The sequence below is a fragment of the Nonomuraea sp. SBT364 genome (assembly GCF_001083785.1).
GTDB lineage: Bacteria > Actinomycetota > Actinomycetes > Streptosporangiales > Streptosporangiaceae > Nonomuraea.
In genome coordinates this window covers 1-15,262 of record NZ_LAVL01000040.1, presented here as the reverse complement: position 1 = coordinate 15,262, position 15,262 = coordinate 1, and the positions used below count along the sequence as shown (strand labels likewise).

The 15,262-nt window shown below is 71.7% G+C and carries 16 protein-coding genes; 12 read left to right on the top strand and 4 right to left on the bottom strand.

Annotated features, from left to right (window positions below):
- Positions 1–678, top strand: a complete 678-nt coding sequence (locus tag ADY59_RS19685; protein ID WP_049564166.1) for a GntR family transcriptional regulator — start codon at positions 1–3, stop codon at positions 676–678.
- Positions 679–692: 14 nt separating this feature from the next.
- On the opposite strand, the gene ADY59_RS19680 is transcribed toward ADY59_RS19685, so the two are convergent.
- Positions 693–1,607, bottom strand: coding sequence for an EamA family transporter (locus ADY59_RS19680; RefSeq protein WP_053174915.1), 915 nt, complete (start codon positions 1,605–1,607; stop codon positions 693–695).
- A 111-nt stretch (positions 1,608–1,718) separates the two neighbouring features.
- Here ADY59_RS19680 and ADY59_RS19675 point away from each other — a divergent pair, with 111 nt between their 5' ends.
- Positions 1,719–2,906 (top strand): MFS transporter, encoded by a 1,188-nt coding sequence (locus ADY59_RS19675; protein ID WP_049564164.1) that lies wholly within the window; start codon positions 1,719–1,721, stop codon positions 2,904–2,906.
- On the opposite strand, the gene ADY59_RS19670 is transcribed toward ADY59_RS19675, so the two are convergent.
- Together ADY59_RS19670 and ADY59_RS19665 are read right to left on the bottom strand one after the other, a co-directional pair.
- Complete coding sequence (locus tag ADY59_RS19670; RefSeq protein WP_049564163.1) at positions 2,868–3,638, bottom strand: ABC transporter permease; 771 nt, start codon at positions 3,636–3,638, stop codon at positions 2,868–2,870. The two genes, ADY59_RS19675 and ADY59_RS19670, sit on opposite strands and share 39 nt — an antisense overlap.
- Entirely contained in the window at positions 3,635–4,543 is a 909-nt protein-coding gene (locus ADY59_RS19665; protein WP_049564231.1) for an ABC transporter ATP-binding protein, read from the bottom strand. The genes ADY59_RS19670 and ADY59_RS19665 overlap by 4 nt, the downstream gene beginning before the upstream one ends.
- 153 nt (positions 4,544–4,696) lie before the next feature.
- Between ADY59_RS19665 and ADY59_RS19660 the strand changes: the two genes are divergently transcribed.
- From ADY59_RS19660 to ADY59_RS19615, 10 genes are all read left to right on the top strand, one after another.
- The gene (locus tag ADY59_RS19660; RefSeq protein WP_049564161.1) at positions 4,697–5,914 is read left to right on the top strand and encodes a multidrug effflux MFS transporter; all 1,218 of its coding nucleotides are present in this window, start codon (positions 4,697–4,699) and stop codon (positions 5,912–5,914) included.
- 95 nt (positions 5,915–6,009) lie between these two features.
- Positions 6,010–6,711, top strand: a complete 702-nt coding sequence (locus ADY59_RS19655) for a helix-turn-helix transcriptional regulator (protein WP_053174912.1) — start codon at positions 6,010–6,012, stop codon at positions 6,709–6,711.
- A complete protein-coding gene (gene sufB, locus ADY59_RS19650; protein ID WP_049564157.1) occupies positions 6,708–8,120 on the top strand; it encodes a Fe-S cluster assembly protein SufB in 1,413 nt (470 codons plus the stop codon). The genes ADY59_RS19655 and sufB overlap by 4 nt, the downstream gene beginning before the upstream one ends.
- Positions 8,120–9,244 carry a Fe-S cluster assembly protein SufD gene (gene sufD, locus ADY59_RS19645; RefSeq protein WP_049564155.1) on the top strand — a complete coding sequence of 375 codons (1,125 nt, stop codon included), beginning with the start codon at positions 8,120–8,122 and terminating at the stop codon, positions 9,242–9,244. Before sufB ends, sufD begins: the two co-directional genes overlap by 1 nt.
- Complete coding sequence (locus ADY59_RS19640; protein WP_049564153.1) at positions 9,241–9,561, top strand: non-heme iron oxygenase ferredoxin subunit; 321 nt, start codon at positions 9,241–9,243, stop codon at positions 9,559–9,561. The genes sufD and ADY59_RS19640 overlap by 4 nt, the downstream gene beginning before the upstream one ends.
- Positions 9,562–9,565: 4 nt before the next feature.
- Positions 9,566–10,312: a Fe-S cluster assembly ATPase SufC gene (gene sufC, locus ADY59_RS19635; protein ID WP_049564151.1), complete on the top strand. Its 747-nt coding sequence runs from the start codon at positions 9,566–9,568 to the stop codon at positions 10,310–10,312.
- Positions 10,309–11,565 (top strand): cysteine desulfurase, encoded by a 1,257-nt coding sequence (locus ADY59_RS19630; protein WP_049564150.1) that lies wholly within the window; start codon positions 10,309–10,311, stop codon positions 11,563–11,565. The genes sufC and ADY59_RS19630 overlap by 4 nt, the downstream gene beginning before the upstream one ends.
- Positions 11,566–11,567: 2 nt before the next feature.
- Complete coding sequence (sufU, locus tag ADY59_RS19625) at positions 11,568–12,008, top strand: Fe-S cluster assembly sulfur transfer protein SufU (RefSeq protein WP_049564148.1); 441 nt, start codon at positions 11,568–11,570, stop codon at positions 12,006–12,008.
- Positions 12,005–12,364: a metal-sulfur cluster assembly factor gene (locus tag ADY59_RS19620; protein ID WP_049564146.1), complete on the top strand. Its 360-nt coding sequence runs from the start codon at positions 12,005–12,007 to the stop codon at positions 12,362–12,364. Before sufU ends, ADY59_RS19620 begins: the two co-directional genes overlap by 4 nt.
- A 300-nt stretch (positions 12,365–12,664) precedes the next feature.
- Positions 12,665–14,653, top strand: a complete 1,989-nt coding sequence (locus ADY59_RS19615) for a DEAD/DEAH box helicase (RefSeq protein ID WP_049564229.1) — start codon at positions 12,665–12,667, stop codon at positions 14,651–14,653.
- A 95-nt stretch (positions 14,654–14,748) separates the two neighbouring features.
- Here the strand turns inward: ADY59_RS19615 and ADY59_RS51530 are convergent.
- Positions 14,749–15,262: hypothetical protein (locus ADY59_RS51530; RefSeq protein ID WP_049564144.1), on the bottom strand; the 514-nt coding region annotated here is incomplete at its 5' end.

The following is a 15,262-nucleotide window of genomic DNA, read 5'->3' as shown; positions in this document are numbered from 1 at the left end:
ATGGCTGCCGAGGACCGGCTCGACCTGCCGATGGTGGGCGAGCGGCAGAGCCTGCGCGAGCAGGTGGCGCACGCGCTCCGGGCCGCGCTGATCACCGGGGAGATGCGCCCCGGCGTGGTCTACTCGGCGCCGGTGCTGGCCGCGCAATTCGGCGTGTCGGCCACGCCGGTCCGCGAGGCCATGCTCGACCTGGCCAAGGAGGGCCTGGTCGAGGCGGTGCGCAACAAGGGCTTTCGCGTCACCGAGCTGTCCGAGCGCGACCTGGACGAACTGACCGAGATCCGCAGCCTCATCGAGGTGCCCACCGTGGCCCGCCTGGCCGGCGCGGGGCGCGCCGCCGACTTCGAGCGGCTGCGCCCGATCGCCGAGGAGATCGTCGCCGCCGCCGAGCAGGGCGACCTGCTCGGTTACGTGGACGCCGACCTGCGCTTCCACCTGGAGCTGCTCACGCTGTCGGGCAACGCGCACCTGGTGGAGGTGGTCAGGGACCTGCGCACCAGGGCCCGCCTCTACGGCCTGTCGCAGCTCTCCGAGCGCGGCGCGCTGGCCGACTCGGCCCGCGAGCACCTGGCGCTGCTCGACGCGCTCAAGGGCGGCGACGTCGACGCCGTCCGCCTGATCATGTCCGAGCACATCCAGCACGTCAGGGGCATCTGGGCGAGCAACGCCCAGCTGTAGCCGGCCAAGATCGCCTAGCGCCGGCCCGAGCGCGTCGAGCCGAGGCTGGCGGCCACGATGCACAGGACCGCGGCCCACTGCTGCAGGTGCAGGATCTCGCCCAGCAGCAGCACGCCGATCAGCGCCGCCGCGGCCGGCTCCACGCTCATCAGGATGCCGAACACGTGCTTGGGCATCCGCCGCAGCGCCTGCAGCTCCAGCGAGTAGGGGATGACCGACGACAGCAGCCCCACGCCGAGCCCGATCAGCAGCAGCTCCGGCTGCAGCAGGTCGGCGCCGCCGGTCGTGACGCCCACCGGCGCGATCACCACGGCCGACACGATCATCGCGAACGACAGCCCGGTGGTGCCGGGGAAGCGGCTGCCGGCCGCCGCCGACAGCAGGATGTAGGCCGCCCAGCAGGCGCCCGCCGCCAGCGCGAAGCCGATGCCGGCCCAGCTCACCGCCGACGACTGGCCCCACGGCGCCAGCAGCACCACCCCCGCCGCGGCCAGGCCGACCCACAGCAGGTCGAGCCGCCGCCGCGAGGCCGCCACCGCCACGCCCAGCGGCCCCAGGAACTCGATCGCCACCGCGACCCCCATGGGCAGCCGCGCCAGCGCCTCGTAGAACGTCAGGTTCATCACCGCGAGCGTCACGCCGAACGCCAGGCCCACCGCCCAGTCGCGCCGGGCCAGCCCGCGCAGCCTCGGGCGGGCCACCGCGCCCATGATCAGCGCGCCGGCCGCGATCCGCAGGAACACCACCGCGCTCGGCGGCAGCGCCGCGAACAGCTCCTTGGCGAACCCGGCCCCGAGCTGCACCGAGAAGATGGCCAGCAGCACCAGCCCGGACGGCGGGACGGAGTCGGCGGCCGTCCGCAGGAAGCTGCCCGCGCGGGGCAGCCCCTTGCCGCTGCCGAGCGGATCATCGAGGGCGAAGGCGGTCACGGAACTCCTCAGAGGTGAAAAGGGCCTTCGCAGCTTACCCAGCGCCTCCGACATCTCCGCAGCCGAGGTGATATGACTGCTCAGATAACCCCATGAATCGGCAAAGGACCCATGTCTGCCACGCTCGACAGGCCCCCACGCTCGCTCGCCGCCGCCTCGTTCGTCAGCTGCTTCGACCGTTTCGCCGTGACCCCCATGCTCGTGCTCATCGCGGTGGACCTCGACGTCCCGCTGGCCACCGCGGTCGCCGTGGCCAGCGGCTACTACCTCGCCTACGGCCTCGTGCAGCCGTTGTGGGGGGTGCTGTCCGACAGGTTCGGGCGGGTCCGCGTCATGCGGGCCGCGCTGCTCGGCGCGGCGGTGACGGGCCTGGTGTCGGCGCTCATGCCGGTGCTCGGGGCGCTGGTCGTCTCCAGGGTCGCGGCGGGCGCCTGCTTCGGCGCGGTCGTGCCCACCTCGCTGACCTACGTCGGCGACACCGTCCAGCAGTCCGTGCGCCAGCGCGCCCTGTCCGACCTGATGGGCGTGATGTCCCTGGGCACCGCGCTGGCGACCGGGTTCGGCGGGCTGCTCGGCGACCTGGCGGGCTGGCGGCCGGTGTTCGTCGTGCCGGCGGTGTGCGCGCTGGCGTGCGCGGTCGCGCTGCGCGCGCTGCCCGAGCCGCCCAGGAGCGGGCCCGCCCCCGGGCGCGGCGGTCACGTCGGCACGGTCCTGCGCAGCCCGTGGGCGCTGCTGGTGTTCGCGCTGGCGTTCGTCGAGGGGGCGGTGCTCATCGGCACGATGGCGTTCCTGGCGACCGCCCTGCAGCACCACGGCGTCTCCACCACCGTGGCCGGCCTCTGCGCCGCCGCCTACGGGCTGGGGGTGTGGCTGTTCACCCGGCTGGTCAAGCGGCTCTCGCGAGGGTGGCCGGCGTGGTGGCTCATCGCGGCCGGAGGCGCGCAGATGTGCGCCGGCTACGTCGTCGTCGCCGCCGGGGTGAGCGTGGTCACCGTCACGGTCACCGCGCTGCTGCTCGGCGGCGGCTGGTCGTTCATGCACTCCTCGCTGCAGACCTGGGTCACCTCGGTGGTGCCGCAGGCCAGGGGCACGGCCGTGGCGTTCTTCGCCTCGGCCCTGTTCGTCGGCAGCGCCGCGTCCTCGTGGGCGGCCGGGCCGCTGGCCGGGGACGGCAGCTACGGGCTGCTGTTCGGGCTGGCGGCGGCCGCCGCCCTGCCGCTGACCGTGGTGGCCGCGCTCACCAGGCGGCGCTACGGCGCGCTACTCCCAGCGGAAGGTGCGCGCGGCCACGCCCAGTGACACGACCGCCCAGGCGGCCAGCACCGCGAGCGCGCCCAGCGGGAGCGCCGCGCCTCCGGTGAGCACCGCCCGCAGCCCGCCCGTCAGCGCCGAGATGGGCAGCAGCTCCAGCACCGGGCGCACCGACGCGGGGAACTTCGCCAGCGGGAACACCACCCCGCCCGCCGCCAGCAGCAGCAGGTAGACCAGGTTGGCGGCGGCCAGCGTCGCCTCGGCCCGCAGCAGGCCGGCCATGAGCAGCCCCAGCCCGCTGAACGCGGCGGTGCCCAGGAGCACCAGCAGCGCGGCGGCGAACGGCGACCCCTGCGGCTGCCAGCCCAGGGCCAGCGCCACCGCGACGATCACACCCACCTGGATGGCCTCCACCGCGATCACCGCGGCCGTCTTGGCCAGCATGAGCCCGGCCCGCGACAGCGGCGTGGCGCCCAGCCGCCTGAGCACGCCGTAGCGGCGTTCGAACCCGGTGGCGATGGCCTGCCCGGTGAACGCCGTCGACATCACCGCCAGCGCCAGCACGCCCGGCGCGAGGAACGCCACCCGGTCGCCGCCGCCGACGTCGATCAGCGGCGCCACCGAGAACCCGACCAGCAGCAGCACCGGGATGATCATCGTGAGCAGCAGCTGCTCGCCGTTGCGCAGCATGGCCTTGATCTCGGCCCCCGCCTGCGCCAGCACCATGCGGGGGAACGGCGCCGCCCCCGGCGCGGGGGTGAAGTCGAGTGTGGCGCTCATCGCAGCTCCCTGCCCGTCAGCTCCAGGAACACGTCTTCCAGCGTGCGGCGCTCGATGCGCAGGTCGTCGGCCGTGACGCCCTCCGCCGCGCACCAGGCCGTCACGGTGGCCAGCAGCTCGGGGTCGACCTGGCCCTCGATGATGTAGTGGCCGGCCGGGGACTCCTTGGCGGCGCTGCCGGCCGGCAGGGCGTTGAGCAGTTCCTCCAGCGCGAGCCCCGGCCGGGCGCGGAAGCGCAGCTGCCGCTCGGCCCCGGTCAGCGAGGCGGGGCTGCCCTCGGCCACCACCCGCCCGCGGTCGATGATGACGACCTTGTCGGCCAGCCGCTCGGCCTCGTCCATGTGGTGGGTGGTCAGCACCACCGACACCCCGGCGGCGCGCAGCTCGCCGACCAGCTCCCAGCAGGCGTGCCTGGCCTGCGGGTCGAGCCCGGCGGTCGGCTCGTCCAGGAACACCAGCTCCGGCCTGCCGACGACGGCCGCGGCCAGCGACAGCCGCTGCTGCTGGCCGCCCGACAGCCTGCGGTACGGGGTCCGTACGTGATCGGACAGGCCGAGGCGCTCCAGCAGCGCGCCCGGGTCGAGGGGGCGGGCGTAGAAGCGGGCGACCAGCCGCAGCCACTCGGCGCAGCGCATCGCGGGCGGCACGCCGCCGGACTGCAGCATGACGCCCACCCGGGGGCGCAGCGCCGCGGCGTCGGGGGCGCTGCCCAGCACCCGCACGGTCCCGGCGTCGGCTCTGCGGAACCCCTCGCAGATCTCCACCGTCGAGGTCTTGCCCGCGCCGTTGGGGCCCAGGACGGCGGTGACCGCGCCACGGGCGGCGAGCAGGTCGAGACCGTCGATCGCGGTGGTGCCGCCGTAGCGCTTGACCAGGTCGGCGATCTCGACGGCTGGGGATTCCATGCGCACGAGTTTAGGGACTGCGGGGGCCGGTCCGGCCCTCAGGGCGATCGGACCGAAATTTATCCCATAATTGGGAATTCGGGGGACCAGATGATGGTTTGACCGCTCGGCCCTCGTAGGGCCGCGACGCCTGCGAGGGAGAGGGGTAGACGCATGTCCGTGGCAGAAGCCACGCAAACGCAACCGGCCGCCAAGGAGAGCCGCAGGCTTCTGCTCCTGATCCTGGGGGCGCTGTCGGCGATCGGGCCGCTGTCCATCGACATGTACCTGCCCGCCCTCCCCGCGATCAGCGGCGAGATGCTCAGCCCCGCCGCCCAGGTCCAGCTCACGCTCACCGCCTGCCTCATCGGCGTCTCGGCCGGCCAGGTGGTCGCCGGTCCGGTGAGCGACGTGCGCGGCCGCCGGATGCCGCTGATCGTCGGCGTCGCCGGGTTCGCGCTGACGTCGCTGCTGTGCGCGTTCGCGCCCTCGGTGCCCGTGCTGATCGTGCTGCGGCTGCTGCAGGGCATGCTGGGCGGGGCGGCGCTGGTCATCGTCCGGGCCGTGGTCCGCGACCTGTACGAGGGTCCCGCCATCGCGCGCATCTTCGCCACGCTCATGCTCGTCAGCGGCCTGGCGCCGATCCTGGCGCCGATCGCGGGGGCGCAGCTGCTGGAGTTCACCTCCTGGCGCGGCGTCTTCGTCGCGCTCAGCCTCGCCGGCCTGGTGCTGCTGCTGGCCGTGCTGCCCGGGGTGCGCGAGACGCTGCCCGCCGACCAGCGGGAGAGCGGCGGACTCAAGCACACCCTGGCCACGTTCTGGCAGCTCCTGCGCGACCGCGCGTTCATGGGCTGCGCCGTGACGGCCGGGCTGGCCTTCGCCGCCATGTTCGCCTACATCTCCGGCTCGCCGTTCGTGCTGCAGGAGGTGTACGAGGCCACGCCCCAGCAGTATTCGCTCATCTTCGGCCTCAACGCCCTCGGCCTGACCGTGATGGCCCAGGTCGGCGGCAGGCTGTCGGGCCGGGTGCGACCGGTCCGGCTGGTGCTCACCGGCCTGGCCGTGAGCCTGGTGGGCGCCGGGCTGCTGCTGGCCGCCGCGGTCATCGGCCTGGGGCTGACCGGGATCGTGGCCGGGCTGTTCGTCATCATGTGCGGTCAGGGGCTCGTGCTGCCGGGCACCGGCGCGCTGGCGCTGGCCGGGCAGACCCCGCAGGTCGCCGGGTCGGCCTCGGCGCTGCTCGGCGTGCTGCAGTTCGCGCTGGGCGCGGTCTCGGCCCCGCTGGTGGGCCTGGCCGGTCAGGACACGGCCGTGCCGATGGCCGCGCTCATGCTCGGCCTGCTGGGCGCTTCCGCGCTCAGCTTCGTGATCCTGGGACGCAGGCAAAATTAGGTAAGCCTACCCTGCGTGAGAAATTGCATTGCCGCGGTCCCCGGATTCATTTGAGATGCGGGAAGGAATTACGGCACACTGATGTTGTGAAAAACGTGCCCACGATCGAGCCAGGCAGCGAGCGCAGCACCCGTGCGCGCGTCGCCAGACTGATCCTCGAGCACGGTCCCATCGCCGCGGCGGCGCTGGGCGAGCGGCTCGGGCTCACGCCCGCGGCCGTGCGCCGGCACCTTGACGCGCTGCTCAACGACGGGATGATCGAGCCTCGCACCGGGCGCCAGCGCGGCCAGCGCGGGCGCGGGCGGCCGGCCAAGCTGTTCGCCATCACCGACGCGGGGCGCAGTGCCTTCGAGCACGCCTATGACGATCTGGCCGGGAGCGCGCTGCGTTTCCTGGCCGAGCGCATGGGAGACGAAGCCGTGTCCGACTTCGCCCGCTCACAGGTCTCAGGCCTGCTGCGGCGGATGGAGCCGGTCATGCGGGCGGTGCCGGCCGACCAGCGGGTCCAGGTCCTGGCGCAGGCGCTGTCGGCGGAGGGCTACGCCGCCTCGGCCAGCAAGGCCAAGTCGGGCGGCGACCAGCTCTGCCAGCACCACTGCCCGGTGGCGCACGCGGCCGCGGAGTTCCCGCAGCTGTGCGAGGCCGAGACGGAGGCGTTCGCGCAACTGCTCGGCACCCCGGTGCAGCGCCTGGCCACGATCGCACACGGCGACGGGGTCTGCACCACGCACGTGAGCCCCCAGTCGCTGGGGCCAGCACATAGAGCCATCGATAAGACCAAGGAGACCGGAAGGTGACTGTCACCGACCGCCCGGAGCTGGAAGGCCTCGGGAATTACAAGTTCGGCTGGGCCGACTCCGATGCCGCCGGGGCTGCGGCCAAGCGCGGCCTGTCCGAGGAGGTCGTCCGAGACATCTCCGCGCTCAAGAACGAGCCGGAGTGGATGCTCGACCTTCGCCTGAAGGGCCTCCGCCTGTTCGGCAAGAAGCCGCTGCCGACCTGGGGCTCCGATCTCACGGGCATCGACTTCGACAACATCAAGTACTTCGTGCGCTCGACCGAGAAGCAGGCCGCTTCCTGGGACGAGCTGCCCGAAGACATCAAGAACACCTACGACAAGCTCGGCATCCCCGAGGCGGAGAAGCAGCGCCTCATCGCCGGCGTCGCGGCCCAGTACGAGTCGGAGGTCGTCTACCACAAGATCCGTGAGGACCTTGAGGAGAAGGGCGTCATCTTCGTCGACACCGACACGGGCCTGAAGGAGCACGAGGAGCTCTTCAAGGAGTACTTCGGCTCGGTGATCCCGGTGGGCGACAACAAGTTCGCCGCGCTCAACACCTCCGTGTGGTCCGGCGGCTCCTTCATCTACGTGCCGCCGAACGTCCAGGTCGAGATCCCGCTCCAGGCCTACTTCCGGATCAACACCGAGAACATGGGCCAGTTCGAGCGGACCCTCATCATCGTCGACGAGAACAGCTACGTGCACTACGTCGAGGGCTGCACCGCGCCGATCTACTCCTCCGACTCGCTGCACTCCGCGGTCGTCGAGATCGTCGTGAAGAAGAACGCCCGCTGCCGTTACACGACCATCCAGAACTGGTCGAACAACGTCTACAACCTGGTCACCAAGCGCGCCGTCGCCTACGAGGGCGCGACCATGGAGTGGATCGACGGCAACATCGGCTCCAAGGTCACCATGAAGTACCCGGCCGTCTACCTGATGGGCCAGCACGCCAAGGGCGAGACGCTGAGCGTCGCGTTCGCCGGCGAGGGCCAGCACCAGGACGCCGGCTCCAAGATGGTGCACCTGGCGCCCAACACCAGCTCCAGCGTCATCTCCAAGTCGGTGGCCCGCGGCGGCGGCCGCACCTCCTACCGCGGTCTCGTGCAGATCGAGGAGGGCGCCCACGGCAGCGCCAGCACCGTCAAGTGCGACGCCCTGCTCGTCGACCAGATCAGCCGCTCCGACACCTACCCGTACGTCGACGTCCGCGAGGACGACGTCTCGATGGGCCACGAGGCCACGGTCTCCAAGGTCAGCGAGGACCAGCTGTTCTACCTCATGAGCCGCGGGCTCGACGAGGACGAGGCGATGGCGATGATCGTGCGCGGCTTCGTGGAGCCGATCGCGCGTGAGCTGCCCATGGAATACGCGCTCGAGCTGAACCGGCTGATCGAGCTGCAGATGGAAGGAGCCGTCGGCTGATGGGCCTGAACGAGAAGCCCCTGTCGACCCTGCACGAGAAGGCGTCGTACGACCTGGCCGACTTCGAGGTCCCCACGGGCCGCGAGGAGGCGTGGCGCTTCACGCCGCTGGCCCGCCTGAAGGGCCTGCACAACGGCAAGGCCGCGCCGAGCGGCCAGGTGGTCACCCAGGTCTACACGCCCGAGGGCGTGCGGGCCGAGTGGGTCGGCCGCGACGACGAGCGCATCGGCAAGGCGTACGTGCCGGCCGACCGGGTCAGCGCGCAGGCCTACAACGGCTTCGAGAAGGCACTGGTCGTGACCGTGTCGCAGGAGGCCGCGCCCGAGGGCGCGATCACCGTCGAGGTCAAGGGCAACGGCGGCGAGGGCGCGGCGTACGGCCACATCGTGGTCGTCGTCGAGCCGATGGCGCAGGCGACCGTGGTCGTCCAGCACGAGGGCACGGCCGTCTACGCCGACAACGTCGAGTTCGTCGTCGGCGACGGCGCCACGCTCAAGGTCGTCAGCCTCCAGGACTGGGCCGACGACGCCGTGCACGTCTCCCACCATCACGCCCAGCTCGCCAAGGACGCCACGTTCCGCAGCTTCGTGGTGACCCTGGGCGGCGACCTGGTGCGGCTGTCGCCGAGCGTGTCCTACACCGGGCCCGGCGGCGACGCCGACCTGTCCGGCGTCTACTTCGTCGACGCCGGTCAGCACCTGGAGCACCGCCTGCTCGTCGACCACTCCCAGCCCAACTGCAAGAGCAACGTCGACTACCGCGGCGCGCTGCAGGGCGAGAAGGCGCACGCCGTCTGGATCGGCGACGTGATCATCAGGGTCGCGGCCGAGGGCACCGACACCTACGAGCTCAACCGCAACCTCATCCTCACCGACGGCGCCCGCGCCGACTCGGTGCCCAACCTGGAGATCCTCACCGGCGAGGTCGCCGGCGCCGGGCACGCCTCGACGTCGGGCCGCCTCGACGACGAGCACATCTTCTACCTCCAGGCCCGCGGCATCCCGTTCGACGAGGCCCGCCGCCTGGTCATCCGGGGCTTCCTCGGCCAGCTCATCGAGAAGATCCAGGTCGAGGAGCTGCGCGAGCGCGTGATGAACGCGGTGGAGGCGGAGCTCGCGCGATGAGCGGATACGAAAAGGTCTGCAAGGTCAGCGACATCCCCGACGAGGGGGTGATCGGCGTCGAGGTGGGCGAGACCCCCGTGGCGCTGGTGCGCAAGGGCGAGGACGTGTTCGCCCTGCACGACGTCTGCTCACACGCGGAGGTCAAGCTGAGCGAGGGCGAGGTCTACGACGGCACCCTGGAGTGCTGGCTGCACGGCTCGTGCTTCGACATCCGCTCCGGCAAGCCCACCGGCCCGCCCGCGACCCAGCCCGTGAACGTCTACACAGTCAAGATCGACGGCGACGACGTCCTCGTCTCGCTCTCGAAGGAGTCATAAACACATGTCCACCCTTGAGATCCGTGACCTGAAGGTCGCCGTTGAGGACAAGGAAATCCTGCGCGGCGTCAACCTGACCGTGAAGGCCGGCGAGACCCACGCCATCATGGGCCCCAACGGCTCGGGCAAGTCCACGCTCGCCTACGCGATCGCCGGTCACCCGAAGTACACGATCACCGGCGGCGAGGTCCTGCTCGACGGCGTCGACCTGCTGGAGCTGTCGGTCGACGAGCGCGCCCGCGCCGGCCTGTTCCTCGCCATGCAGTACCCGGTCGAGGTCCCCGGCGTGTCGGTGTCGAACTTCCTGCGCTCGGCCGTCACCTCCGTCCGCGGCGAGGCGCCCAAGCTGCGCGAGTTCGCCAAGGACCTCAAGAGCGGCATGGACGCCCTGTCCATCGACTCGGCCTTCGCCCAGCGCAACCTCAACGAGGGCTTCTCCGGCGGCGAGAAGAAGCGCCACGAGATCCTCCAGCTCGAGCTGCTCAAGCCGAAGATCGCGGTGCTCGACGAGACCGACTCCGGCCTCGACGTCGACGCGCTGCGCGTGGTGTCGGAAGGCATCAACCGCTTCCGCGCCTCCGGCGAGACCGGCGTGCTGCTCATCACCCACTACACCCGCATCCTGCGTTACGTGAAGCCCGACTTCGTGCACGTCTTCGCGGCCGGCCGGGTCGTGGAGGAGGGCGGGCCGGAGCTGGCCGACAAGCTCGAGGCCGAGGGCTACGAGCAGTACACGAAGGCATCTGCATGACTTCCACCAGCTTTGACGTGGAGAGGATCAGGAAAGACTTCCCGGTCCTCTCCCGCGAGCTGCCCGGCGGGCGTCCGCTCGTCTACCTCGATTCGGGCAACTCCTCGCAGAAGCCCACATCGGTCGTCGAGACCATGCGTGAGCACCTGGCGATGCACTACAGCAACGTCGGGCGCGCCATGCACGTGCTGGGGTCGGAGTCGACCGAGGCGTACGAGGGTGCGCGCGACAAGGTCGCCGCCTTCATCGGCGCCCCGTCGCGCGACGAGGTGGTCTTCACCAAGAACGCCTCCGAGGCGCTCAACCTCGTCGCCTACTCCTTCGGCAACCGCTCCAACACCGACCCGCGCTTCACGCTCGGCCCCGGTGACGAGATCGTCATCTCGGAGATGGAGCACCACTCCAACATCGTGCCGTGGCAGATGCTCGCGCAGCGTACCGGCGCGACGCTGAAGTGGTTCGGCGTCACCGGCGACGGCCGCCTGGACGTCGCCGAGGGCGTCATCACCGAACGCACGAAGATCGTCTCGATCGCGCACCAGTCCAACGTGCTCGGCACCGTCAACCCGGTCGCCGACGTGCTCGCGCTCGCCCGCCGGGCCGGCGCGCTGGTGATGCTCGACGCCTCCCAGTCCGTCCCGCACCACCCGGTGGACGTGGCCGGGCTCGGCGTCGACTTCGTCGCCTTCACCGGCCACAAGATGGTCGGCCCGTCCGGCATCGGGGTGCTGTGGGCGCGCGGCGAGCTGCTCGACGCCATGCCGCCGTTCCTCGGCGGGGGCGAGATGATCGAGGCGGTCTGGATGGACCGTTCGACGTACGCGCCCGCGCCCCACAAGTTCGAGGCCGGCACGCCGCCGATCGTCGAGGCCATCGGGCTCGGCGCGGCCGTCGACTACCTGACCGGCATCGGCATGGCGGCGGTCGAGGCGCACGAGCGGGAGCTGACCGCGCACGCGCTCGGCGCGCTGGGCGAGGTGCCCGGCCTGCACCTCATCGGCCCCGGCACGCTCGAGCAGCGCGGCGGCACGCTGTCGTTCACGCTGGAGGGCATCCACCCGCACGACGTCGGCCAGATCCTGGACGACCGGTTCGGCATCGCCGTGCGCGTCGGTCACCACTGCGCGCGCCCCCTGCACCTGCGGTTCGGAATACCGGCGACCACCAGGGCGTCGTTCTACCTGTACAACACCACGGGCGAGATCGACGCTCTGGTGCGCGGTCTCCACTACGTGCAGAAGGTGTTCGCATAGCCATGATCGGCGAGTCGATGTACCAGGAACTGATCCTGGAGCACTACAAGCACCCGCAGGGGCGGGGGCTGCGCGAGCCGTACGACACCGAGGTTCACCACGTGAACCCGACGTGCGGCGACGAGATCACGCTGCGCGTCAGGGTGGGCGACGCCGGCACGATCGAGGACGTCTCCTACGACGGCCAGGGCTGCTCCATCAGCCAGGCCGCCGCCTCGGTGCTGCACGAGCTGACCACCGGCTCGACGGTCGAGGAGACCCTGTCCGTGGTCGACGAGTTCACCCGGCTCATGCAGGGCAGGGGACAGGTCGCGGCCGACGAGGACGTGCTCGGCGACGCTGTCGCGTTCGCCGGGGTGGCCAAGTTCCCGGCACGCGTGAAGTGCGCGCTGCTGTCGTGGATGGCCTACAAGGACGCTGTAGTGAGGAGTGCTGCACGATGAGCAAGCCTGTCGAGACCCCGACCGGCTTCGACGGCGAGGCGAGCGTCGACGAGGTGATGGAGGCGCTCAAGGACGTCGTCGACCCCGAACTCGGCATCAACGTCGTCGACCTGGGCCTGATCTACGGCCTCAACCTCGACCCGGCCGACGGCGCCAAGCCGGTCGCCACCATCGACATGACGCTGACCAGCGCCGCCTGCCCGCTGACCGACGTCATCGAGGACCAGGCGCACTCCGCCCTGGAGGGCATGGTCTCGGACGTGAAGATCAACTGGGTCTGGCTGCCGCCGTGGGGCCCGGACAAGATCACCGATGAGGGTCGTGAGCAGCTCCGTATGCTAGGCTTCAACGTCTGATCTTTTACCGCTGGTCGGCTGGCGCCTCGCGTCAGCCGCTTCAGCGTGCCAGGGGATCCGGAAAGTCCGGCGCCCCGACGGGGAATAGTCTTGATCCTCCCCGCGTTGGCACCAGGGACACCTGACGCCTCATCGCGCGTCCCGCGCCGCCTGCGGCCGGCGCCCAGGTGCGCCTCCCCCTCCGCCCCGCCCCCATGGCGGGCGCACTGCACCGTGTACGGCAACGCCGCCGTACGTCCTGGCTCGTCCTTTCGCAGAAGTGACGTGCCACTTCGACTGAAAGGCACGAAGTTCGTGACCATGCTTGACGCTGCCCTGCCCGAGACGACCCCTGAGCAGGGCCCGTCCGAGTTCGAGCTGCTGGGCCTGCCCAAGCCGCTCGTCAGCGGTCTTTCCCGGCAGGGAATCGACAGCCCGTTCCCCATCCAGAGCGCGACCATCCCGGACGTGCTCGCCGGCGCCGACGTCCTCGGCCGCGGCCAGACCGGCTCCGGCAAGACGCTCGCCTTCGGCCTGCCCACCATGGCCCGCCTGGCCGGCGTCAGGCCCGCCCCCGGCAGGCCCCGCGCCATGATCCTCGTGCCCACCCGTGAGCTCGCCCTCCAGGTGCACGACGCGATCGAGCCGCTCGGCCGCGGCCTCGGCCTGCGCATGAAGGTCGTCGTCGGCGGCATGTCCATGGGCAAGCAGATCGAGGCGCTGCGCCGTGGCATCGACGTCGTCATCGCCACCCCGGGCCGCCTCGGCGACCTCATCCGGCAGGGCGAGTGCTCGCTGGAGAACGTCGAGATCAGCGTCCTGGACGAGGCCGACCACATGTGCGACCTCGGCTTCTTCCCCGTCGTCACCGAGCTGCTCGCGCAGACCCCGGCCGACGGTCAGCGGCTGCTGTTCTCCGCCACGCTCGACGGCGACGTCGACAAGCTGGTGCAGCGCTTCCTCAAGGACCCGATCACCCACTCCGTCGCGCCCGCGACCTCCCCGGTCGACACGATGGACCACCACGTCGTCCAGGTGACGCGCGACGACAAGTTCGACGTCACGGCCGAGATCGCCAACCGCGAGGGCCGTACGATCATCTTCGTCCGCACCCAGCACGGCGTCGACCGGCTCTGCAAGCAGCTGGCCCGCGTCGGCGTCAAGGCCGGCGGCCTGCACGGCGGCAAGCGCCAGAACCAGCGCACCCGCATCCTCGCCGAGTTCCGCGAGGGCTCCGTCAACGTGCTCGTCTGCACCGACGTGGCCGCGCGCGGCATCCACGTCGACAACATCAGCCTCGTGCTGCACGTCGACCCGCCGCAGGACCACAAGAGCTACCTGCACCGCGGCGGCCGCACCGCCCGCGCCGGCGAGAAGGGCACCGTCGTCACGCTGGTTCTCCCCAACGAGCGCCGCTCCACCGACGCGCTGACCCGGCGGGCGGGCATCCACCCGTTCCGCCTCAAGGCGACGCCCGGGCACCCGCGCCTGGCCGAGGTCGCCGACGCCCGCACGCCCAGCGGCGAGGCCATCCCGGTGTGGGAGCCCGACGTGCGCAAGCCGCTGCGCCCCCGGCGCGAAGGCAGCCACAGCGGCTCCGAGCGTCGCGGCCGGCGTCCGCGCCGCGAGTTCGACGGTGACCGCCGTCCCCGCCGGCACGACGGCGACCGGCCGTTCGCCGGTGGCGCCCGGCGTCCCGAGGACGGCACGCTCGGCGGCCAGCGCCGCAGTGACGAGCGCTACCCGCGCCGCCACGACGAGCCGCGCACGTTCGGCGACGACCGCCGCTCCGGCGGCGACCGCGGCGGCTACCGGGGCAACGACGGCGACCGCGGCGGTTTCCGCAGCGGCGGTGACCGTGGCGGCTACCGGGGCAACGACGGTGACCGTGGCGGTTTCCGCAACGGTGACGGCGACCGTGGCGGTGACCGCGGTGGCGACCGTGGCGACCGTGGCGGTTTCCGCGGCAACGACGGTGACCGTGGCGGGTTCCGTAACGACGGTGACCGTGGCGGCTACCGTGGCAGCAACGACGGTGACCGTGGCGGGTTCCGCGAGGGCGACCGGTCGCGTGGCGGCTTCCGCGAGGAGCGGGGGCAGCACGCGGGCGGATTCCGCTCCGGTGACCGGGGCCGTCCCTTCTCGGCCGACCGTGACCGCGCGGTCCGCACGGACGACCGTCCGCGCGACGGCTACCGCTCCGGCGGTGCCCGTCCCGACGAGCGCGGCCAGCGTGGCGGCTTCCGCACCGACGACCGCGGCAACGGCGGTTTCCGTCGCGGTGGCTCCGGCCGCCGCTACGAGCGCTGAACCCCGGGGGACCAGCGTCCCCTTGATCGCAACCGACGCGCGCCGTACCCGGTCCTCCCGGGTACGGCGGGCGTCCGTCTTTCCGCGGACGCCTTTCACGGCAGGTTGGCGAGGGCGTGCCGGGTGGCGCCCGCCGCCTGCGCCCTGACCTCGCCGGTGACCTCCGGCCGGCCCGGCATCCGGTAGTCGACCTGCAGCACGTACCGGCCCCTCCTGGCCCAGACGACGGTCGTGGCGCTGTCCCCGAACTCCGACGCCGTCCCGGTGTCCTGGGCGAACGCCTCGTCACCCAGCCCCGGCACGGCGCGTACGGCCGAGGTGCTGGTCGTGGTCATCACATCCTCGCTGTCGCCGGCGTCGGAGGCGGCCTGCCGCCGGTACAGGGCCATGGTGTCCTTCGCCGTCGCGTCGCCGGGATAGCCGGTGGCCTTGATCTTCACGGTCGCGGTGTCCTGCCACACGCACGCCTTGCCGTCGGGCTTCGGGCTGCCCGCCAGGAGTTCCCCGGCCTGGGCCTCGGTCAGCAGCGCGCAGGGGTCGAGCCGCGCCACGGGCGCCGCCGTGCCGCTGCCCGGGGAGGCGGGTGACGTGCCCCGCGCGTCCCCGTCC

Excerpts from the sequence above, each read along its gene's own strand:
- sufU (WP_049564148.1), top strand. The coding sequence starts at position 11,568 with ATGATCGGCGAGTCGATGTACCAGGAACTGATCCTGGAGCACTACAAG.
- ADY59_RS19615 (WP_049564229.1), top strand. The coding sequence starts at position 12,665 with ATGCTTGACGCTGCCCTGCCCGAGACGACCCCTGAGCAGGGCCCGTCC.
- sufD (WP_049564155.1), top strand. The coding sequence starts at position 8,120 with ATGGGCCTGAACGAGAAGCCCCTGTCGACCCTGCACGAGAAGGCGTCG.
- ADY59_RS19660 (WP_049564161.1), top strand. The coding sequence starts at position 4,697 with ATGTCCGTGGCAGAAGCCACGCAAACGCAACCGGCCGCCAAGGAGAGC.
- ADY59_RS19685 (WP_049564166.1), top strand. The coding sequence starts at position 1 with ATGGCTGCCGAGGACCGGCTCGACCTGCCGATGGTGGGCGAGCGGCAG.
- ADY59_RS19620 (WP_049564146.1), top strand. The coding sequence starts at position 12,005 with ATGAGCAAGCCTGTCGAGACCCCGACCGGCTTCGACGGCGAGGCGAGC.
- ADY59_RS19675 (WP_049564164.1), top strand. The coding sequence starts at position 1,719 with ATGTCTGCCACGCTCGACAGGCCCCCACGCTCGCTCGCCGCCGCCTCG.
- ADY59_RS19665 (WP_049564231.1), bottom strand. The coding sequence starts at position 4,543 with ATGGAATCCCCAGCCGTCGAGATCGCCGACCTGGTCAAGCGCTACGGC.
- sufC (WP_049564151.1), top strand. The coding sequence starts at position 9,566 with ATGTCCACCCTTGAGATCCGTGACCTGAAGGTCGCCGTTGAGGACAAG.
- ADY59_RS19670 (WP_049564163.1), bottom strand. The coding sequence starts at position 3,638 with ATGAGCGCCACACTCGACTTCACCCCCGCGCCGGGGGCGGCGCCGTTC.
- ADY59_RS19640 (WP_049564153.1), top strand. The coding sequence starts at position 9,241 with ATGAGCGGATACGAAAAGGTCTGCAAGGTCAGCGACATCCCCGACGAG.
- ADY59_RS19630 (WP_049564150.1), top strand. The coding sequence starts at position 10,309 with ATGACTTCCACCAGCTTTGACGTGGAGAGGATCAGGAAAGACTTCCCG.